At 37.5% G+C, this 19,796-nt stretch carries 20 protein-coding genes and 1 other annotated feature; of the genes, 4 read left to right on the top strand and 16 right to left on the bottom strand.

The features are described from left to right. Nucleotides 1-61 precede the first annotated feature (61 nt). On the bottom strand, nucleotides 62-931 hold the full coding sequence (locus tag ACIFUW_RS03155) for a class II fructose-bisphosphate aldolase (protein WP_002294057.1): 870 nt from the start codon (nucleotides 929-931) through the stop codon (nucleotides 62-64). A 102-nt stretch (nucleotides 932-1,033) separates the two neighbouring features. Between ACIFUW_RS03155 and ACIFUW_RS03150 the strand changes: the two genes are divergently transcribed. Further along, nucleotides 1,034-1,246, top strand: coding sequence for a hypothetical protein (locus ACIFUW_RS03150; RefSeq protein WP_002294058.1), 213 nt, complete (start codon nucleotides 1,034-1,036; stop codon nucleotides 1,244-1,246). On the opposite strand, the gene ACIFUW_RS03145 is transcribed toward ACIFUW_RS03150, so the two are convergent. The 4 genes from ACIFUW_RS03145 to ACIFUW_RS03130 all read right to left on the bottom strand — a co-directional run bounded on the left by ACIFUW_RS03145 (nucleotide 1,223) and on the right by ACIFUW_RS03130 (nucleotide 5,785). Further along, on the bottom strand, nucleotides 1,223-2,833 hold the full coding sequence (locus tag ACIFUW_RS03145) for a CTP synthase (protein ID WP_002286999.1): 1,611 nt from the start codon (nucleotides 2,831-2,833) through the stop codon (nucleotides 1,223-1,225). The genes ACIFUW_RS03150 and ACIFUW_RS03145 overlap by 24 nt on opposite strands. A gap of 220 nt (nucleotides 2,834-3,053) precedes the next feature. After that, entirely contained in the window at nucleotides 3,054-3,299 is a 246-nt protein-coding gene (locus ACIFUW_RS03140) for a hypothetical protein (protein ID WP_002326505.1), read from the bottom strand. 725 nt (nucleotides 3,300-4,024) lie between these two features. Then, the gene (gene glnA / locus ACIFUW_RS03135; protein WP_002287001.1) at nucleotides 4,025-5,365 is read right to left on the bottom strand and encodes a type I glutamate--ammonia ligase; all 1,341 of its coding nucleotides are present in this window, start codon (nucleotides 5,363-5,365) and stop codon (nucleotides 4,025-4,027) included. Nucleotides 5,366-5,392: 27 nt separating this feature from the next. Next, on the bottom strand, nucleotides 5,393-5,785 hold the full coding sequence (locus ACIFUW_RS03130; protein ID WP_002287002.1) for a MerR family transcriptional regulator: 393 nt from the start codon (nucleotides 5,783-5,785) through the stop codon (nucleotides 5,393-5,395). A gap of 308 nt (nucleotides 5,786-6,093) precedes the next feature. Between ACIFUW_RS03130 and ACIFUW_RS03125 the strand changes: the two genes are divergently transcribed. Beyond that, nucleotides 6,094-7,047 carry an IS30 family transposase gene (locus tag ACIFUW_RS03125; protein ID WP_000222572.1) on the top strand — a complete coding sequence of 318 codons (954 nt, stop codon included), beginning with the start codon at nucleotides 6,094-6,096 and terminating at the stop codon, nucleotides 7,045-7,047. A gap of 113 nt (nucleotides 7,048-7,160) precedes the next feature. Here the strand turns inward: ACIFUW_RS03125 and ACIFUW_RS03120 are convergent, their stop codons facing one another. The 5 genes from ACIFUW_RS03120 to ACIFUW_RS03100 all read right to left on the bottom strand — a co-directional run bounded on the left by ACIFUW_RS03120 (nucleotide 7,161) and on the right by ACIFUW_RS03100 (nucleotide 11,779). Beyond that, nucleotides 7,161-8,291, bottom strand: coding sequence for a 5-methyltetrahydropteroyltriglutamate--homocysteine S-methyltransferase (locus ACIFUW_RS03120; protein ID WP_002287014.1), 1,131 nt, complete (start codon nucleotides 8,289-8,291; stop codon nucleotides 7,161-7,163). A 59-nt stretch (nucleotides 8,292-8,350) separates the two neighbouring features. Beyond that, nucleotides 8,351-8,578: a binding site (T-box leader), on the bottom strand. Nucleotides 8,579-8,939: 361 nt separating this feature from the next. Beyond that, complete coding sequence (locus ACIFUW_RS03115) at nucleotides 8,940-10,142, bottom strand: site-specific integrase (protein ID WP_002287015.1); 1,203 nt, start codon at nucleotides 10,140-10,142, stop codon at nucleotides 8,940-8,942. Between the two features lie 59 nt (nucleotides 10,143-10,201). Further along, nucleotides 10,202-10,405, bottom strand: coding sequence for a DUF3173 domain-containing protein (locus ACIFUW_RS03110; protein WP_002296936.1), 204 nt, complete (start codon nucleotides 10,403-10,405; stop codon nucleotides 10,202-10,204). 141 nt (nucleotides 10,406-10,546) lie between these two features. After that, nucleotides 10,547-11,614: a replication initiation factor domain-containing protein gene (locus tag ACIFUW_RS03105; protein ID WP_002320736.1), complete on the bottom strand. Its 1,068-nt coding sequence runs from the start codon at nucleotides 11,612-11,614 to the stop codon at nucleotides 10,547-10,549. A 57-nt stretch (nucleotides 11,615-11,671) separates the two neighbouring features. Further along, a complete protein-coding gene (locus ACIFUW_RS03100; protein WP_002305412.1) occupies nucleotides 11,672-11,779 on the bottom strand; it encodes a helix-turn-helix domain-containing protein in 108 nt (35 codons plus the stop codon). A gap of 162 nt (nucleotides 11,780-11,941) precedes the next feature. On the opposite strand from ACIFUW_RS03100, the gene ACIFUW_RS03095 reads away from it, so the two are divergent. Both ACIFUW_RS03095 and ACIFUW_RS03090 read left to right on the top strand, forming a co-directional pair. Next, on the top strand, nucleotides 11,942-12,754 hold the full coding sequence (locus ACIFUW_RS03095) for a helix-turn-helix domain-containing protein (protein ID WP_002287017.1): 813 nt from the start codon (nucleotides 11,942-11,944) through the stop codon (nucleotides 12,752-12,754). 308 nt (nucleotides 12,755-13,062) lie between these two features. Beyond that, the gene (locus ACIFUW_RS03090) at nucleotides 13,063-14,358 is read left to right on the top strand and encodes an ISL3-like element ISEfa5 family transposase (RefSeq protein WP_002297185.1); all 1,296 of its coding nucleotides are present in this window, start codon (nucleotides 13,063-13,065) and stop codon (nucleotides 14,356-14,358) included. A 291-nt stretch (nucleotides 14,359-14,649) separates the two neighbouring features. Here the strand turns inward: ACIFUW_RS03090 and ACIFUW_RS03085 are convergent, their stop codons facing one another. The 6 genes from ACIFUW_RS03085 to ACIFUW_RS03060 all read right to left on the bottom strand — a co-directional run bounded on the left by ACIFUW_RS03085 (nucleotide 14,650) and on the right by ACIFUW_RS03060 (nucleotide 19,774). Further along, entirely contained in the window at nucleotides 14,650-14,841 is a 192-nt protein-coding gene (locus ACIFUW_RS03085; protein ID WP_002304272.1) for a hypothetical protein, read from the bottom strand. Between the two features lie 244 nt (nucleotides 14,842-15,085). Beyond that, entirely contained in the window at nucleotides 15,086-15,316 is a 231-nt protein-coding gene (locus tag ACIFUW_RS03080; RefSeq protein WP_002320737.1) for a hypothetical protein, read from the bottom strand. Further along, on the bottom strand, nucleotides 15,300-15,497 hold the full coding sequence (locus ACIFUW_RS03075) for an accessory gene regulator B family protein (RefSeq protein ID WP_071868827.1): 198 nt from the start codon (nucleotides 15,495-15,497) through the stop codon (nucleotides 15,300-15,302). Before ACIFUW_RS03075 ends, ACIFUW_RS03080 begins: the two co-directional genes overlap by 17 nt. A 145-nt stretch (nucleotides 15,498-15,642) precedes the next feature. Next, entirely contained in the window at nucleotides 15,643-16,521 is an 879-nt protein-coding gene (locus tag ACIFUW_RS03070) for an ROK family protein (RefSeq protein WP_002304270.1), read from the bottom strand. Nucleotides 16,522-16,559: 38 nt separating this feature from the next. Then, nucleotides 16,560-17,678 (bottom strand): glycoside hydrolase family 172 protein, encoded by a 1,119-nt coding sequence (locus ACIFUW_RS03065; RefSeq protein ID WP_002287020.1) that lies wholly within the window; start codon nucleotides 17,676-17,678, stop codon nucleotides 16,560-16,562. Next, on the bottom strand, nucleotides 17,675-19,774 hold the full coding sequence (locus tag ACIFUW_RS03060) for a glycoside hydrolase (protein WP_002287021.1): 2,100 nt from the start codon (nucleotides 19,772-19,774) through the stop codon (nucleotides 17,675-17,677). The genes ACIFUW_RS03065 and ACIFUW_RS03060 overlap by 4 nt, the downstream gene beginning before the upstream one ends. Nucleotides 19,775-19,796 lie beyond the last annotated feature (22 nt).

Genomic DNA, 19,796 nt, shown 5'->3' with positions numbered 1-19,796 from the left:
ATGGAGAGCGACTTCAAAAGTCGTTCTCCATTCCTATATATCGTATCTGTTATGTGGATGCTTACGCTTTGTTAGCTGAACCGAACCAGTCGATATGAGATTTAGCATCTTCAACGATTGCTGCTTTACCTGGAGCTAATAATTTACGAGGGTCGAATCCTTTACCTTCTTTATCTTTACCAGCTTCGATATATTTACGAGTAGCTGCAGCAAATGATAATTGGAATTCAGTGTTAACATTTACTTTTGAGATACCCATTGAGATAGCTTTTTCGATTTGATCTTGAGGAATACCTGATCCGCCATGTAATACTAAAGGCATGTCTGGACCTACAGCATCAGCAATTGCTTGTAAGTGGTCAAAAGCTAATCCTTTCCAGTTTTCTGGATATTGACCATGGATGTTACCGATACCGCAAGCTAAGTAGTCGATACCTGTAGCAACCATTTGTTTGCATTCTTCAATATCAGCTAATTCGCCGTTACCGATGATTCCGTCTTCTTCTCCGCCGATTGAACCAACTTCACATTCAACTGAGATACCTTTTGCATGTGCTTTTTCAACAACGTCTTTAGCTAATTTCAAGTTTTCTTCAAATGGTAGATGTGAACCATCGAACATTACTGAAGTATAGCCTAATTCGATACATTCCAAAGCAGCTTCGTAATCACCATGGTCTAAGTGGATAGCAACTGGAACAGTGATGTTCATTGCTTCAACTAAATCAGTGATTAAATCTTTACAGATTTTGTAACCACCCATGTATTTAGCTGCACCCATTGATGTTTGGATAAGTACTGGTGCTTGTTTTGCTTCAGCCGCTTCAAGGATTGCTTGAGTCCATTCCAAGTTGTTTGTGTTGAATCCGCCGACAGCGTAACCGCCTTTACGAGCAGCTTTTAAAAATTCAGCTCCTGATACTACTGGCATAATAAAATTCCTCCTAAGTTTTGTAAAACTAAATTTGTTAAGACAATTCTTAACCAACGACCCTATTTTACCAAACATTTCGGTAGTTTTCTACTAAAATCAATGAAAATGAAAATTTTCAAGAAGTTTTTTGCAAAAAATAAAATATCCAATAGCGCTTTAATCGAAAAAAGTCTTTTGCTTTCTATCTTTTTTCCTACAAATAATAACAAATCAGAAAAAGAGAAAAGTGACAAGAAAATTGCTTATCCCCTTCTCTTGCTACTTTTCTCTTTCTATCAAGTTCAAAAATTATTTTGTTTCGTGATCTGCTAATGATGCTCCGACAAATGCTTTGATTAATTTTTGCGGGCGATTTGGACGAGAAATCAATTCTGGGTGGAATTGGCATCCCACAAAGAATTTTTTCTCTGGCAGCTCTACGATTTCTACTAAACGGTTATCTGGTGAGACACCTGAAAAGACTAGCCCTTGTTCTTCAAACAATTGACGATATTTGTTATTGAACTCATAGCGGTGACGGTGACGTTCTTGCACAACATCGGCTCCATCATATGCTTCAGCCGTCTTCGTTCCTTTTTTGATTTTACATGGGTATAATCCAAGGCGTAAAGTTCCACCCAAATTCTCGATGTTTTCCTGATCAGCCATTAAATCAATAATATTGTTTGCTGTATCTGGATTCGTTTCAGCTGATGACGCATCTTCTAATCCAACGACGTTACGTGCAAATTCGACACAAGCCATCTGCATACCAAGACAAATACCTAAAAACGGAACGTCATTTTCGCGAGCATAACGAATCGCTTCGATTTTCCCTTCTACTCCGCGATCACCAAATCCACCAGGAACCAAGATTCCATCTGCGTCTTTCAAACGTTCTTCTACATTTTCTCTCGTTAATTCTTGTGCTTTGATCCAATCGATCTCGATGTCTGAATTATAGGCGAAACCAGAATGTTTCAATGCTTCAACTACTGAGATATATGCATCTGGTAACTCGACATATTTACCGACAAGCGCAATCCGTACTTTTTTCTTCAAGTTCAAGACACGTTCTTCTAATTCTTTCCATTCTGTCATGTCTGCTTCTGGTGTATCTAGTTTTAAATGGTCGCAAACAATTTGATCCATTCCTTGTGCTTGTAAAACTAATGGGATGGAGTAAAGTGTATCTACATCTGGCGACTCGATAACTGCTTCTGGTTCGACATCACAAAATTGTGCCAATTTGTTTTTCACGCTTTGAGAAACAGGTTGCTCTGTACGTACCACCAAAATATTCGGTTGGATACCTAAACCACGTAGCTCTTTTACACTGTGCTGCGTTGGTTTAGTTTTCATTTCTCCAGCAGCTTTCAAGTAAGGAATCAATGTTGTATGGATATACATAACATTATCTGTACCGACATCTGCTTTCATTTGACGAAGTGCTTCAAGGAATGGCAAAGATTCTATATCCCCTACTGTTCCCCCTACTTCTGTAATGATCACATCTGAATCAGTCATTTTAGCTGCTCGCATGATTTTTTCTTTGATCTCATTTGTAATATGAGGAATAACTTGAACAGTTGCTCCCAAGTATTCGCCCTTACGTTCTTTACGCAAAACTTCAGAATAGATTTTTCCTGTCGTCACGTTGGAGTATTTGTTCAAATTGATGTCAATAAAACGTTCGTAGTGGCCCAGATCCAAATCTGTTTCAGCACCATCATCTGTTACGAATACTTCTCCGTGCTGATATGGGCTCATCGTCCCCGGATCCACGTTGATGTATGGATCAAATTTTTGGATAGTTACTTTTAAGCCGCGGTTTTTCAATAAGCGTCCTAAAGAAGCTGCAACAATCCCTTTTCCGATTGATGAAACGACACCGCCGGTCACAAAAATATATTTTGTCATAAGTTCAAAAACTCCTTTTTAATTTATGTGCAGGAAAAGTCTCAGACAATAAACAAAGCTCCCTATTCTTCAATAAGAATAGGGAGCCGAAATTCTGTAAACTTCTGACCCTCTAAAAGGGTGCCCAAGGTGTATAATACAAGCTGACTAAGGGAAAGTCAAGTACTCAAATGAATACTATCCGCTTACAATTTTTTCTTTTTCGATATCCTTTGAGAAATTATTTCTTAAGTCCTTTATGAGTGCAAAAAAAATTTAACCCACATAATAAGCTTGATATAAACATAGCTAACGTTAAACCTAAGCAAATCAGAAAATCGTTACTGAAAAATTTTAAGTGAAATAATAGATAAAAAAATAAAACAAACATTATGATAGATAATATCCCACCTAACAAAGAACTACTTTTTCCTACTTGCAGCAACAGTTTATATAGCTTATCGTAGAAACAATCTTTTTCTTTCACCCTTATTTACCTCCTTTACGTAAAAAACGTAGTCCACAGTTCTCGGATTTTTGGCATATCTTTTCTATTAAATAATATCAAAAACAAAACAATTCCACTAATTTTTTCAAAGATGACCTTTTTTTCAACAAAAGTGCCTTGTAGGGATTCATTGAAGGTAACGAATCACATAAGTAAAAAATAAGGAGATGCGACAAAAGTCGTGCCTCCTTATTTCTAAATAAACGGTGTTCTCCTGCCAACTCCTCGGTCACAAGTCACAATATCCATCAAACATGAGAAGCTGTTTTTGAAATTATTTCTTGTGATTCGGAGTTAAATGGTAGGCTCACAACCTCTGGATAAACGGTATTCAAAAGCCAGTTTCTCGGTATTAAGCCAAATTTATGCAAAAATGTAGAAAGCCATTTTCACAAAATTTTTCTTAATACTCGAAACTAAACGTCTTTTTCAAAACCTCTTGGTAAACGGTGTTCAAAAGCTTGCATCTGCGGTAATAAGTTCAGCCAATTCAAAAACAAGAAAAGCTGTTTTTGCTTGGCTATTCTTATTACTTGTTGCAGGGCAGCTTTTTCACAACCTCTCCACTAAACGGTGTTCAATCAGCTGACCCTCGGTATTAGCTCAAAAAACGGCAAAATATGAGGAACTATTTTTCCGTTAGTTTCTCTAATACTCAGGTCAAAACGCTGATTTCACAGCCTCTAATTCACGGTATTCCTGTTTTAATAAAGTTCTAGATATTGTTCTCTTTCCCACTCGGAAACAGTTTGTCTGAATGCCGCCCATTCGAGACGTTTTGCTTCAACAAAATTTGAGAAGATATGTTGTCCTAATGCGTCAATCATTACATTATCCTTACGCAATTCTTTGATAGCATTATGGATAGTTGAAGGTAAGTCCTGGATATGTGCAGCTTCTCTTTCTTCCTCATCCATTACATAAATGTTACGGTCAACAGCTGCTGGCGGTGTGATCTGATTACGGATACCGTCTAGTCCTGCTTGCAACAATACTGCCATTGCCAAGTATGGGTTTGCAGATGGATCAACTGACCGCAATTCCAAACGTGTGGATAAACCGCGAGATTCTGGTACACGTACTAATGGCGAACGATTACGGCCACTCCATGCGACATAAACAGGCGCTTCATAACCTGGAACGAGACGTTTATAAGAATTGACTGTTGGATTGCAAACGGCTGTGTAGGCACGAGCATGTTTCAGCAAACCACCTAAGAAATGATAAGCTGTTTCACTTAGTTCCAATTCACCGTCTTTATCATAGAAAACATTTCCTTCATCATTGAACAAAGACATATTGCAATGCATACCAGAACCATTGATCCCAAATAACGGTTTCGGCATGAAAGTCGCGTGAAGTCCATGCTTGCGTGCAATCGTTTTGACAACGAGCTTGAAGGTTTGGATATTATCACAAGCATCTACCACATCTGCATATTTAAAGTCAATTTCATGCTGTCCTGGCGCTACTTCATGATGTGAAGCTTCCACTTCAAAGCCTAGACTTTCTAATTCCAACACGATGTCACGGCGGCAATTTTCACCTAAATCTGTTGGTGCAAAATCAAAATAACCACCTTTATCATTCAAGGTCGTTGTGATCCCACCGTCTTCGTCTAATTTAAATAAGAAGAATTCTGGTTCAGGTCCTAAATTGAAAGAGGTAAAACCAAGGTCGCGCATATCTTTCAATGCTCGTTTCAAATTCCCGCGAGGATCGCCGGCAAATGGTGTCCCATCCGGATTATAGATATCACAAATTAAACGAGCAACTTTTCCATGAGCACTTTCCCACGGGAAGATCATCCAAGTGGAGAGATCTGGATACAAATACATATCGCTTTCTTCAATTCGAACAAATCCTTCAATCGAAGAACCGTCAAACATCATTTTATTTTCTAATACTTTGTCGATCTGGCTCACTGGAACTTCTACATTTTTGATCGTACCTAAGATGTCTGTGAACATCAATCGTAAAAATCGTACGTTTTCTTCCTCAATGATTCGTTTGATTTCTTCACCTGTTATCTGTTTCTTTACCATGGTATCCCTCTTCCTTTTTTAATTTATTCAGTCAAAGAATTGTCTTTGCAATCCTTGCGACTGATAATGACCTGTTTTGCTTAACCCACCTTGCGCCAAAATCTCATCACGAAAAATTTGTCGAACGTCATGATCTGTCAACGGCTTCTTGTTTTTTGCTTCTTGTTTTTTCGCCTGTGCCATTTCGTATACACGTTTGATCCCAGCCATATTCAATCCCTCTGAAAGATAGTCTTTAATCTCAAGCAACATATCAATATCATTCAGCGAATACATACGTCGGTTTCCTTCGCTTCGTTCCGGATGAACTAAATCTTGTTCTTCATAATAGCGAATTTGCCGAGCAGACAAATCAGTCAGCTTCATAACTGTACCAATTGGAAATACGGACATAGATCGGCGCAATTCCTTTTCTCCCATCAGACGTCCCCTTTCGTTTTATAAGTTGGCTAAAGTGTACCAATTAAAAAAAATATTGTCAACTGCATATGTTAGGTTTTCTAACATGAGATCTCTATTTTTTATAAAATAACAAAAAAATAAGAACACAAAAAAGGTATCTAGTTGATTTTCGTACCAGATACCTTTTATTTTTTATTATACTGTACTATCCTTTATTAGTGTTTTTATTGCGCCGTTTGTATAATTAAGCGAGACAAATAAAAAAGCCATTTATGTTACACTCAAATTGTAATACCCGCTAAAGCATACAAGGAGAGTGAACATAAATGACTTATACCCATCTTACACCAAACGAGCTTGTAATGATAGAAGCATATTTTCATCAAGAAACTCCGGTTGCTATCGTTGCGAAGCAGCTTAAACGTGGACGCCAAACAATTTACAATGTCTATAACTTTCTCAAATGTGGTGGAACAGCACTTGAATACTTTGAACAATACAAAGAAAATAAGCGACGTTGTGGGAGAACCGAAATCATTTTTCCTGCTGAGGAAAAAGAATACATTGAAAAAAGATCAACTGAAGGTTGGACCCCAGACGTCATTATTGGCCGTGCAGAGCGAACCTTCTCTTGTTCAGTAAGTACCCTCTATCGCCGGTTTAAGACGGGAGAATTCAATGTTTTACATTTACCGATGCAAGGAAAACGAAAACCAAATGGTTATAAGGAAAAACGTGGAAAACAGGCATTCAAAAGAAATATTTCTGAACGTAAAAAAGATTATGTCGTTTTCGAAGAAGAATTTGGACATTTAGAGGGTGATACGATTGTCGGCATCCACCATAAAAGTGCCGTCATCACACTCGTTGAGCGACTTTCAAAAGCCATTATCGCCTTGAAACCAGAAGGCCGTAAGGCAGTTGATATTGAAAATTCGATTAATGAATGGCTTCAATCCGTACCCAAAAATCTTTTCAAATCAATTACCTTTGATTGTGGAAAAGAATTCTCTAATTGGAAAAGTATTAGTAATACGAATGATATTGATATTTATTTCGCAGACCCAGGAACGCCTTCCCAACGGGGATTAAATGAACATTCAAACGGACTCCTCCGAAAAGATGGACTACCAAAAGAAATGGAATTCAACCAAGTCAATCAAGGATTCATCTCATCCGTTGCGTCCAAAAGAAACCATATCCCTAGAAAATCACTAAATTACCAAACACCATTAGAAGTTTTTTTGAGTTACGTAAATGGAAAGTTTTGTCTCGCTTAATTTGACAAATAATACAAATAAATAATATAAAAGGTAAATAAAAAAGAGTGGATTTCTCCACTCCATGAAAAGCCGACTTTTTGGGACGCTTTTTTTTGCCAAGCCTCACATTTTTATAGCCAAACTTCTTTTGCGACTTGCTGCAATAATTGGATTTTCTTCCATTGTTCTTCTTCTGTTAAATGGTTTCCTTCTTCTGTTGAAGCAAACCCACATTGAGGACTGATACTTAGATTTTCCAATGGTACAAATTGTTGTGCTTCTTTTATTCGTTCTTTTATTTTCTCCGTATCTTCCAAATCTGGAAACTTAGAAGTAACTAATCCTAAAACAACTTTACTTTCTTTGTTACTCCAATGTCTTAAAGGAGTAAAATCTCCTGCTCGGTCAGAATCGTATTCCAAAAAGAAACCATCATAATTTGTTGAAAACAACTCTTCTGCAATGGGTTCATATCCACCGGAAAACAGCCAAGAAGAAGCGTGATTCCCGCGGCAGATATGTGTTGTGATCGTCAAATCTTCTGGTTTGTCTTCCAGTGCGTTATTGATAATCTCTGTACAAATATGGGCCATTTCTTTCGGATCAATTCCTTTTTGAAGAAGTGCTTCTCTTTTAGTTTGATCAGCTAGAAACGCCCAATTTGTATCATCGAATTGCAGGTAACGGCAACCTTTTTCATAAAAAGCATGAATCGCTGCTTTGTAAGTAGAGGACAAGTCCTCATAAAAATCAGATAGATCAGGATAAATCTCCTTGATTTTTGAAGAACCATCATTAGATAGGATCTCTTGTCGTAAAATCATCGTGGGACTAGGGATCGTTGCTTTTGCAACAAAAGTATCATCTGTTTCCACTACTTCTTTCAGAAAAGCAAAATCTTTTAAAAATGGGTGATTTGGATTGAAAGATAATTTATCTACTACCCGAATATTATAAGCTGGTGCTGCTTTTCCGTGGAATGTTTGATTATATCCAGTTTCTGGAACATAGCCTTCGATACCATTTAGTTCTTCTAAAAAATCAAGATGCCAAAATCCACGCCGAAATTCACCATCTGTAATTCCTTTGATGCCGACTGCTTTTTGGTCTTCCACTAATTTTTTTATTTCCTGGTCTTCGATTGCACGAAGTTCTTCTTTTGAAAGTAAGCCTTCTTGAACTTTTTTTCTTGCTTCTTTGATCGATTGCGGGCGTAAGAAACTTCCGACATGATCTACTGTAAATGGTCTATTTTTGCTCATTTCACTCACTCTTTTCTTTGTTTTTTGTAAAAAAAAATCCTTTTACTAGCAAATACTAGTAAAAGGACGATTATACTCGTGGTACCACCTTTTTTCAGAAAAAACATTCTTTCTCTCAGCCTGACAATAAAATCAGTGGTCTTGGTAACGAAAGACTGTTCGTTTTTGCCTACCTTTCGACAAAAAATCCTCTAAGGCCATTTTCGACAGTCAACTTCTAGCTTTTTACACCAACCAAAGCCTCTCTTGAACCATTTTCTGTCTACTTTCCTTCTCATCGGATACTATTAGAATAAAATTAGAATAGCATGTTTGAAAGAAAAGTCAATAGGGAATAAGAACAAACAAAAACTAATTTGTTATTCTTAGTAATTTGTTTGTGGAATACAATAAAGCTTTTCTAATATGATAATTGTTCAGTCGTCCTTTCATCTTAGATCACTTCCTTAAAATGATCATACCCGTTTCAACCACATAAAAAAGGACTTAATTTTGAAAAATTTCCCATCAAAACTAAGTCCTTTTTATTATAGTTATGCAAATTTGCTTATTTTCTCGCTATTTCCGATACATCTTGAACAGGAGCAATTCGACTGAAAACACTGGTGCAAAAGCATTTATTTGTCTTATGGTAGAACCGTGGAAAACTCAGACTGGTAATAAATTGTCATTTTTTGAAAGAATAGCGCCCTCTTGAACATTATCAATCGCACTTACCACTTGTTGATCTGACTTTGCATATAAGTGACCGTAAGTTCCTAAAGTGATTTGAATATTCGCATGGCCCAATCGTTCTTGAATAGATAGCGGTTGAATATTCTGCTCAATTAGAAATGCAACATGAGAATGTCGTAGCGCGTGAAGCTTAATCGGTTTGACACCCGCTTTTTTAGCAGCTTCTTTTAACCAGTTCGCAAAAGAATAAGGTGGCGTAAATGTTCCGTCCAACTGAGCAACATATTCAAAATTTCCAATACGTTTTTGCAAGTCATACCACTGTCTGAGTTTTAAGGAAAGCTTCTTCCCCAACCCAATCGTTCGATAAGCACATTTAGTTTTGGGAGTCGAAAAGTACCAATCATCTTTTGTATTATAAATCAATGTCTTCTCAATCGTTATCGTGTTTTTCTCAAAATCTACATTCGACCAAGACAAAGCTTCAAGTTCTCCAATCCGAATGCCAGTATAAAAGAGCATTTCATACACAATCTTCCGATGGTGGGTTTGAATCTTATCATCCTTCAATTCATTCATCACTTTTTGAAACTCACTGTGTTCCCAAAACTCAACTTTCTTATTCTCAGAAGGAAGCGAAGAAACATCTTCAACGGGATTTTTAGCAATCACCCCCTCTTTAACAGCCCGATCCAATACAATTTTTAGGTGCCCTCGAATCCGATTGATATAAGATTTTGATAACGTTTCGCCATTAACTTTTTTCCGTGAATTACGTGACTCTGTCTGGCTTAGTTCAAATAACCAATCCTCAATATCGTGACTTGTAATATCTCGAACACGAAAATGATAGAAAAACTGCATACGCTTTTCGAAAATGAATTGCGCATTCTCATATGTTTGACTTTTGACCTGTCTCTCGTACCATTTTACAAACCTATCCTTGTAAAACTCTTCGAAAGTCATTTGATTGGTAGAACACAGTTGATTAGGAATTGTCTTGTTAAAATCATGTGTTTCCATGTACTTGTCATAAGCAATTTTGGCATCTTTTTGTGAAGCATAACCTCGTTTAGTCTTCTGAACCTTTCTTCCATTTTCATCTATACCTAGATACGCTCGGAAGAACCATTTTTTTGTCTTTTTATCTTGGTAAATATTTTTAATTTTTGGCATCGTTCCATTCCTCCCTGTACTTGAGAAAAGCTACTTTAATAGTACCGCGCTTGTACTGTTTATTCCGCAACTTGAATGTGAAAAAGATGTTCAATTACTCGGGATGGCACCACACCAACTTGGCGATTATTATAAAAATCAATACCTTCAATCCTTGCAAGATATGCCTTGCTCTCTTTAATCATTCGTGCAGCTTGACTAGGTTTAAAGCCCATCTCTATCAAAATTGCACGATTTACCATGAAATCACATTTTGTTTCCATTCTCTCACCTCCTGATTCTTTACTCCTTTTAAAATAATCCTCTTTATAATCTATTGTTTCTCATTCGATGGTTGTGTTATACTCGTCTTGTCGAGGCGGAGTACGTTGCACAACTTGTTGTGTAAGCAGTACTTTGCTTTTTTAGTAGCTTGTTTTCTCATTTGATATACTTTGTAATTTTCGTTCATAATACTCAACCTCCTCCTGATAATACTCCGGGTCTGCCTTCATATTTTGGAGAAGTTTGATCTGTCTTGGATTCATTTCTCCTTGTTCAATAATCAAAGGCAACAAGGAAGAATGAAACGTTTGATCGACCTGTGCAATAAAAACTAATGATGGTGAAACACCATGAATTAACCAACTCATAGTTTTCTCAAAACTTTGAGGAATTGTATCTAAAGAAATGGTGATTGCGCCATAATTGCTAATAAAGGCTGCCCATTTGGCATCAACTTTTGCACCTAGATCATTTGGATCACGGTCATAAAAACAAATTGCTCCATTAAGTAACTCAAAGAACAGTTTGGTTAAATCATGGGTTTTTGAAATAATCTTTGCCAAGCTTTGCGCTTTCTCTTTTCGATACCGTAGTTCAAAGCGATTCTTTACTTTTGCCTCTTCTAAAGGAATTCCTCGTCGCTTCCGTTGTTCATGGTCCTTCTGATAAAAGCAAAAACGACACTGACTCTTCTTTGAGCCTAAATACAAGGTCTCACCATTTGATTCATTGTTTATGATATCCGTACCGCCATGAGATTCACTCACTTGAAAAGTGGTCCACACATGGCCTAGTATTACCTTATGCTTAAGTTCTGGAATGCTGAGACTCCCCACAAAATCATCTAAAGTAAAATCAATCCGTGTAAAGTTCCCCTGATAATCTAATACCTTACGAAAAAACTGTTGCCAATTTGTTTTTCGTGTTTTTAGCCATCTTGCTAAGTGTTTACAGCCTTGACCTGAAAACTCCATCACAGTTCCTTTAACCGCATCGTCAATGGAATACCGAATCGTGATTACTTGATTCCACACGTATTGGCCAATATAGCCCTTTGGCGCATAATCCAGTTCCTCAAAACGTTCAATGGGCATTTCAATAATCTCTTCAATTAGCTTTAAATGTTGATTCGAGAAAAAGTGAATGGTTAGATAATCAATCAAAACACGGTTAACTGGAACGACCTCTTCTTGCAAACTATCCAACACAAGATTCAATTTTTCTTCACTTAATTGTCTCGTTCCTTTTTCTACTTTCGATAATAACTATCTCGAAATCCCCACTTTTTCTGCTAAATATCGTTGTGTCCACCCCCTTTCTTCTCGAGAAACTCGAATGGCTTCACCGAGATCATGTTGATTAACTTGGTTCATCGACAAACCTCCTTCTGCTATTTACTTGTCAAAGAACCTATTGAACTTATTTTAAGTACATTTTTATTGTACGCCTGTATTTATTTTAAGTCAATATGTTTTGACTTTTTTTAAGTACACACGTATACTAAATTTAAGAACTTATCCTGAGGAGGAGTTTTCATGGAGATAGACAAGCAAGCAGTCGGCAATCGAATTCGGCAGATTCGCCAAGAATTAAAGTTGAGTATGGAGAAATTTGGCAAACTAATTGGTGATTTACCGCGAAGTACAGTCAATAACTGGGAACGTGGGATCAACCTTCCAAAAACCGAAACCCTTCACCAAATCGCAGAGATAGGTCATGTCACCAATGAATATCTTTTGTATGGTGATCAAGAGAATCAATACATTTTAGAAATGCTCCAAAAAAAGGCAGGTAAGCTTGATCCTAAGATTGAAGGTCTCATAGTAGACGAAATCAAACACGCTGACCTTGTTAGTGAAAAAGAAATGGATCGAATGATTGAATTTTTTATTACAAATCTCATTCCACCAACTGAACAAGACCAGTTTACTTTCCAATGTATCGATGAAAAAAAGCAGCTTTATCTTGGTTCAACTAATTTTGGTAAGGAAGCCCAGCTCTATTTGCAACATGATAATCAAAATCATATTCTGCACATGATGCCCTTTACCTTCTCCAACTTTAGTGTGGATCGCATACTCGTCTATTTAGCAAATCAAAAATCCTATTCCTATTTTGGGAAACATTTACCCAAGGAACTAGGTGAGAAAGCCATCCTTCTATACTCAATTAATCAATTGACCAGCGATGTGCGAATTGCCCCGTTGGTCTATTCAGAAGAAACCGCTTCTTATCAGTACACAGAGGACAATCAATATCTACTAGAACAGCAATATCTTTATCTACCATTCGTGATGGAAGTCGAGAAAGAACGCCTGTTAAATGCAGCGTATCCATCATCAAAATGAGGTGACAAAATTGATAAGCACGTGACAAAGAAAATACTGCTAGGACACTCCCCAATGGGTAGTTGTCACAGTTTCCTGTTCTTTGTTAGCCCCCTGTTAGAACCGGGGGCTTTATTCCTGCAGTCCGGCTACGCCTTCCTGCAATAGACAAAACTCCAGATCGGGTAATTCGGGCTCTATAATTTATGGGACTGATGAATCAGAATTGATTCTTCAGCCCAATTTTTATTTTAGGTATTAAAAAACATATCGTTCTCTAGTATGATTAAATCACGACAAAATAAACAACTGAGAGGACGATATGCTATATGAATGATTCTATCAAAAAAATGCTGCGATTAATAGAGAAAGATTTGATGATTACAGAGGTCTCTTACGAGACCTTTCAGAAGAAAAAGACGTTGATCGTCGATGCTGTTTTCTCACCTGCTCCCCATACCTGTAGAAATTGTGGTTCTACTGTGGTAGATGGAAACGGGAAAGTAATTGTAGTGAAAAATGGGAAGAAGGAAACGATTGTCCGCTTTGAACAATACAATCACATGCCTTTGGTTATGCGCTTAAAAAAGCAGCGCTATACCTGTAAAAACTGTCGAACCCATTGGACGGCTCAAAGTTATTTTGTTCAACCCAGACATTCAATCGCGAATCATGTCAGATATAAAATTGCTTCTTTACTGACTGAAAAAGTATCTTTATCTTTTATTGCGAAAAATTGTCAGGTATCTTTGACCACCGTTATTCGTACGTTGAAAGAGTTTAAAAGCTACTTACCAAAGCAATCTAAGAGGATTCTCCCCAGAGTATTGATGGTTGATGAATTTCGTTCGCACGCTTCCATAGAAGATAAAATGAGCTTTATTTGCGCAGATGGCGAAACAGGACAATTAATTGATGTCTTGCCTACGCGTAAATTGCCTCGATTAACAAGCTATTTCTTAGGCTGCGCTAATCCTGAAGAAGTAAAATTTTTAGTCACAGACATGAACGCCGCCTACTTCCAGCTTACCAAACGTATTCTGCCAAATGCGAAAGTAGTGATTGATCGGTTTCATATTATCAAACACATGAATCAAGCCTTTAATGAGTTGCGTATCCGTGAAATGAATGAACTTCGTAAAGTAGGACAGAAAAGTCAGGCAGAAAAACTGAAAAAGAACTGGCGCTTTTTGCTAAAAAATCGTGCAAACATCAACCATTATGAATACAAAACATGGAAAAGTTTTCGAGCACCAAAATACCCATTTCTTACGGAAGCGATGATGATTGATCGATTGCTTGGCTTTTCTACGTCCCTGAAGGAGGCGTATCCCTATTTTCATGAATTAGTTGAAGCCTTTCGAGACAAAGACCCTGACTTATTTTTCTCCTTATTGGCAGAACTTCCCGAAACGTTAGATGACGGCTTTCGGGAAAAGCTCCAAAACCTTCTGACCTATGAAGAAGGCATCACCAACGCGATGATCTATCCTTACACCAATGGAAAAATAGAAGCGAAGAATACCCATATAAAGACAATGAAACGAGTATCCTACGGATTTAAATCATTTGAGAACATGAGAATTAGAATCTTTTTGATCAATCAATTAATCAAAGTAAGATAACAAAAAATCTGAGCCAGAATGAGGTTCATTCTGACCCAGATTTGATTTTGTACAACCCATCAGTCCTTATTGACAAAGAGCCGTAATTCGCTTGTGGCGAAACCCGACCTGGAGTTTGTCTCTGTATTTTGAACCCTAAAAATTAATCAAACAGACTGATATTCTCATAATCAGCGCGAAATAAGCCATTAAGTACAGTTTTCCTACCTATTTTTGATAACCCGCTGGTTAGTTAATATTCCTTTTCCGAGAGAGATAAATGATTGGTTAAATCTATATACATCTCAACCTTTAAAAATGTTTTCGAAATACTTCATCAGTACATGTCATACAAATTACCAGTGCATTCTCAAATTCTAGTTCTTTAATTGATTTCAGTTGAGGAGCAGTTACTTTTGGCGGAAATTTCCATTTTTGTCCAAACCTCTTCCCCCGATGAAATTTCTTTGTTGCAATTATTGCAATGAAAAATTTTTGTTTCAAAAATATACATAATTACTTCCTCCAATAAAAACTATCTACCTCTCAAATTATTTTTCTCTAATAAGAAAAACAGAAAAGGTAATAAGATACAACAGTGATGATTCCTAATAAAGAAAAGACTACAATAATATTTTTCTAACTTATCGCCTTCAAAGAAATAGTTTCTTATTTTTCACTAAAATAAAAAATTTATTGCAAAAAAAATAGAAGTGACAAAATTATCAATCATTTCAAGGTAATATAACTACCTGAGTTTATTATCGATTAAAATGCTAACTACATTTGCAAGAGAAGCGAGAGTTAAAGGTAAATATAGAATTTCTACTTTTTTAGCAATAGAAATAGGAATAAAATATTTAAAATGTATAGAAACTTTCTTTTTTTTTCTTGCTATCTTTTTATAATCACAACTCTCTATAATAGAATTACGATTTATTTTATACGGCTGAAAAAATCTATCACCAAAAAAATTCAAACATTAAGCCAAGGATTATGAAGTCAACATTTCGAAAAATGAACATACATTGGTAAGCAACTATAACTATTACCACAGACATAAAGTAACACAATATATTACTATTTAAGTGTACGCCACCAGTGAATATCCTCAAGGTATACAGCGCACAACAAAAAGAAAAAAGGAAACGCAGAAGCATTTCCTTTCAGTGATTTAATGAAAACAACACGATTTGACTTAGAGCCTTTTTATTTGAATTCATTTTCGCTTTATCCAACTTCATTTGATCATTTGATTACTCGGTTAAATACTTTTGACATGAGTATCAATGAAACATTCATTAATTATGGTTGCTTATTTCTTACCGCTTTTCTGGCCAATGCTAATCCGCCGATTATTCCGGCATTATCACCTAATTCGGGCGTAATAATGTAGCTATCAATTGGTGGTATTTCAACATATCCATTTATAAGCTCAACAAATTTATCCTGAACTTTTTTCTTCATGTGTTCTTGTTTCATTACACCACCGCCAAAAATAATTCTATCTGGCGAAAACATCAGTGTTGTATTGTATGCACATTGGGCAAGGTAAAAGGCTTCAATCTGCCAAAACGAATCGTCAGCCAATAAATTCTGGCCTTTTACACCCAACCGTTTTTCAATCGCTGGTCCTGCTGCCATCCCCTCTAAACAATCTTGGTGGAAGGGACAGTTTCCTGAAAAATTGTCCTTTGGATGTCGCTTGATCAACATATGCCCCATTTCCGGATGACTGAACCCTTCCACGAAAGTCCCATTGAACAAGGCACCACCTCCGATACCTGTTCCCACAGTGAAGTATGCAACACCTGCTAACCCTTTGCCAGAACCAGCAACATATTCACCATAGCAAGCCGCATTGACATCTGTTGTCCATTCAATCGGAATATTGAAATATTGCTTTAGCGTTCCTACAAAATTGAAATTTTGCCAAGCAAGTTTTGGTGTTGATGTGATATGACCGAAACTCGTTGATTTGCATTGAATATCAATTGGACCAAAGCAGCCGACCCCGATGCCTGCCAATTGTTCCTTAAAAGGTTTAAAAAAATCAATGACCTGCTTCATTGTTTCAACTGGAGTTGTTGTGGGAAAACTGACTCTTTCCAAAATCGTTAATTCCTCAGTACCGACTGCACAGACAAATTTAGTCCCTCCAGCTTCAATTGCCCCATATATCATCATAGGTTCCTCCCTTCGAATATGTGAAAAACACTTCATTAACGCGGCAAGCGTTCTCGATCAGTGAAATGACGTTTAGTATTTCCTGAAGCTTCTGTTGAATACCAGTAAGCGACACTAGCAACATCGTCTTGCCGCTCAAATAAGCGAACATCATCGTTGCCGATTTGTTGTAAAGTGACCGATAAATCTTCGGTAAAACAGATGGGGTCTTGAAGATGCCAACGATAAAGACCATGTCGTGGCATTGCGTCGTCACCAAAGGCATGAACGGCATTCAATTTTCCCGTTTCAAAACGATCTCTTGTGGCATCTCTATTTGATTGGTAAGGATACCCTAAAAAGGCTGTTGAATAGTTTTTCGCATGTGGACGTCCGAACTCATCGTACTCATGAAAGGCCCACGCCCCGCCAAAATAATCTTCTGAACCTGTTGAGGTTACGGTCGGATACTCACTATCCCCATCAATGTAGAATTTAAACTCGCCTTCGCCCCACCAATAACGTTCTAGGCAGGTAAGCGCAAGGTAAGTACCCACGTAATAGCCTTGACCCTTTAATCGATCAATTAACTTATAATCCTCCTGTAATTTGGTAATGCGTTCCCGATGCCAATTTGCGTGAAAATATAGGCTATTTTCTTCCAATTCGTCCACCAAAGCGTAATTTATCGTATAAAAAAATGAGGACATATCCTTCGGATGTAAATTCTCGATCGTAATTTTAGCGGATGTTTGGAAAGGCATTTCGAAATAGGAATTAAAGCCCCCTGTAGGATTAACCACTATCGGCAACGAGTTCACCTCGCAACGCTCTCCAAACCCATTACAAAAGAAATCCCCTAAAGGACTTTCAACAGCAGGGCTATCCGACCCATCCCAATAAATTCTTAAGATTAAATCACGTAAAACAAAACTGCCAAATTCTGTTCGATCACGAATCGTCATCCACATATGACGAATTATTCCCGTTCCAGTAATATCCGCAATCACAGTTTCTTCACCAGAAGTCAGCGGAATTGCGCCACGACCTTTGCGGCTTGGTCCTAGCTCGCTTGGCAACATCGCAGCTTTACCTTTCTCGCCTGTTGGATTTTCGGGAGTGATTGCTCGACTCTGGATTTTTTTAAATTGGGTAATATTTTTTAGTATACTCATCTTTTTCTCCTTTGAATGTGAATCGTTTTTCCCTTTTCTACGTGAAGAATTTTTTTCGTATCACTTATTTTCAATGGCTTTTCTGACAAATTTGAAATACTCAACTCGGATTGCGTACATTCAATCGAAATGAAGGCTTGACCGAACTTCAAATTCTTCCAAGAAAACGTTAAATTATCAACAGGATCAATTTGCAATACTCCTTTTTTGAATTTCAATCCGAAATATTGACTGATCATTAGGCTGACAAAAAGACCCGATGCCCAGCCGCATTTGCCGCAGCCAAAGTCTCGCACGACTTCTCCTTGTTGAGCCTCTAAGCGATACGGCCACCACCACCACGAACCGTCTAAATCTGCCAAACAAATTAGTTCTTCTAATCGGGTTACGAAAGCTTGAGGGTTGTGCAGCTCGCTCATTAAAACAGTGATAAAGCCAGGAAAAGTGGCGCCGGATTCTAATCCCCAAGTGATGCCTTTGATTTCCTCGCTATAGGTTGGATTGAAAGAACTAGCAGAAAAGGCCATGGTGTTCTGATATAAATGATCTTTATTATCTAAAAATTGATAAAAAGGCATCAACGTAGTGTCTGATTCTTCTCCATCATGCATCAATAAATTAATTTTTCCATCCACAATCACATCACTTAAAAAGATTAACCCTTGCTCAAGAATCGGTTTTTGATAGTGCTTCACTGAATAGGTTGTTTTCTCCTCATCACCGATTCCCTCCAAAAATTGCTCACCAAAAGGACCATCGATAGTCATTTGTTTACAAATTGATTCCTTTAGTTTACAGGCAATGTTTTTGTATCGCTTGCTAAGACTCAGTTGTTCTAGGGCTTCAAAAATTTCTGCAAGTCCAATACAGGCCTTCCAAAGACAAAGATTGCTGCCGGTATGATACTTTCCAAGTGCAAAGGCGTCTGATAACCAAACAGATGGAAAAAGCATTGGTTCCCCTGACCGACGTTGAGCTAATATGTCCTCAATAATTCTTGAAGCATTCAGTAGAACCTGCGGACACCGCTCAAAGAATTTTGTATCCCCAGTATGTTCAAAATAAAGACTAGCCAGTAACGCACTGGATAACGAATTACTCAGAGAATGATTGATACCTCCTGTAAATTTTGAACCAGGAAACTTAACGCCATATTGATCAAACCATAGAACCGTTTTTTGACATAACTCCGGTTCAAACATGGTGAATGGCAATGATGCGTAATACATATCCTTATTCCAAATTCGATTAGTAGCAGGATAGCTGCCCCAATTGCTGCCGACGACCTGTCCCTGTCGATTCATACCGAAACTAGAAAAGCTTTGATAAAGTGCACGACGATAGAGATGGACAACTCTATCGTTTGGCATTGACAGCTGCCCAAATAGCTGAGCAAAATAGTTCAATGTTTCCTTCAGCCATTTTTCGATATCAGATTCCTGAAAAGTCATTACTTCTTCAAAAGCATTTGGGTCCACAAAAGCAATGGCGAAGCTTGCCACTTCCTGTTGTGCGATCGTGTCCTTATTTCCTTTTTGAGAAATCAACACATTTTGCTGATCCGAATACTTCTCTTGATACGAAGGCACATCTTTCACTGAAACTTGAAGGCTTTCGTGTGTTTCATTCACAATGTAAACCTGTTGAACAAGCATACTTAAACGCTTATTAGCCAGTATGGGAGCAAAGGATACTACAATGACCTTAAACGTCGAATAATGATGAATATATCTAGGCAAACAGTCTTGAATCACATCGACTTCAATACGATGATCCGATTCTGACAAATGGTAGACAATCCCGTTTACTTCAACCTTTAAGGATAACGAATTGGTTTGAGAGAGCTGTTTATTGACCCAAACACCTGGTTTTTCCTCAGTTAGTAAATTTTCTCGATAAAAGGTCAACGTTTGAATCGTCCCGCAAACATCAAGGTTTGCTAATGTCTTTTGATTACTTACATCGAAGGTCAATCCCTTTACATCAGGAATATTCCGATAGTAGCTGTATTCGTTTGAAGTAGTCACATTTCCGTCGTTTAACTCAGCATTAAAAAATGGGTGTTTGGGTGAATAAATTACTTCATTAATAGTCATCTTTTCCCTCCTTGCTAAAAAA

Source organism: Enterococcus sp. PLH-Efm8, assembly GCF_053011625.1.
The sequence above is the reverse complement of the archived record's forward strand: the minus strand, read 5'-3'. Positions and strand labels throughout refer to the sequence as shown.

Bases quoted from the DNA above. Each gene is read 5' to 3' on its own strand.
- ACIFUW_RS03125 (WP_000222572.1), top strand. From the start codon at position 6,094: ATGACTTATACCCATCTTACACCAAACGAGCTTGTAATGATAGAAGCA.
- ACIFUW_RS03145 (WP_002286999.1), bottom strand. From the start codon at position 2,833: ATGACAAAATATATTTTTGTGACCGGCGGTGTCGTTTCATCAATCGGA.
- glnA (WP_002287001.1), bottom strand. From the start codon at position 5,365: ATGGTAAAGAAACAGATAACAGGTGAAGAAATCAAACGAATCATTGAG.
- ACIFUW_RS03075 (WP_071868827.1), bottom strand. From the start codon at position 15,497: ATGCTTCTGCGTTTCCTTTTTTCTTTTTGTTGTGCGCTGTATACCTTG.
- ACIFUW_RS03060 (WP_002287021.1), bottom strand. From the start codon at position 19,774: ATGACTATTAATGAAGTAATTTATTCACCCAAACACCCATTTTTTAAT.
- ACIFUW_RS03070 (WP_002304270.1), bottom strand. From the start codon at position 16,521: ATGATATATGGGGCAATTGAAGCTGGAGGGACTAAATTTGTCTGTGCA.
- ACIFUW_RS03120 (WP_002287014.1), bottom strand. From the start codon at position 8,291: ATGAGCAAAAATAGACCATTTACAGTAGATCATGTCGGAAGTTTCTTA.
- ACIFUW_RS03115 (WP_002287015.1), bottom strand. From the start codon at position 10,142: ATGCCAAAAATTAAAAATATTTACCAAGATAAAAAGACAAAAAAATGG.
- ACIFUW_RS03065 (WP_002287020.1), bottom strand. From the start codon at position 17,678: ATGAGTATACTAAAAAATATTACCCAATTTAAAAAAATCCAGAGTCGA.
- ACIFUW_RS03090 (WP_002297185.1), top strand. From the start codon at position 13,063: ATGAATGATTCTATCAAAAAAATGCTGCGATTAATAGAGAAAGATTTG.
- ACIFUW_RS03095 (WP_002287017.1), top strand. From the start codon at position 11,942: ATGGAGATAGACAAGCAAGCAGTCGGCAATCGAATTCGGCAGATTCGC.
- ACIFUW_RS03100 (WP_002305412.1), bottom strand. From the start codon at position 11,779: ATGAACCAAGTTAATCAACATGATCTCGGTGAAGCCATTCGAGTTTCT.
- ACIFUW_RS03130 (WP_002287002.1), bottom strand. From the start codon at position 5,785: ATGGGAGAAAAGGAATTGCGCCGATCTATGTCCGTATTTCCAATTGGT.
- ACIFUW_RS03150 (WP_002294058.1), top strand. From the start codon at position 1,034: ATGAAAATGAAAATTTTCAAGAAGTTTTTTGCAAAAAATAAAATATCC.
- ACIFUW_RS03155 (WP_002294057.1), bottom strand. From the start codon at position 931: ATGCCAGTAGTATCAGGAGCTGAATTTTTAAAAGCTGCTCGTAAAGGC.
- ACIFUW_RS03110 (WP_002296936.1), bottom strand. From the start codon at position 10,405: ATGGAAACAAAATGTGATTTCATGGTAAATCGTGCAATTTTGATAGAG.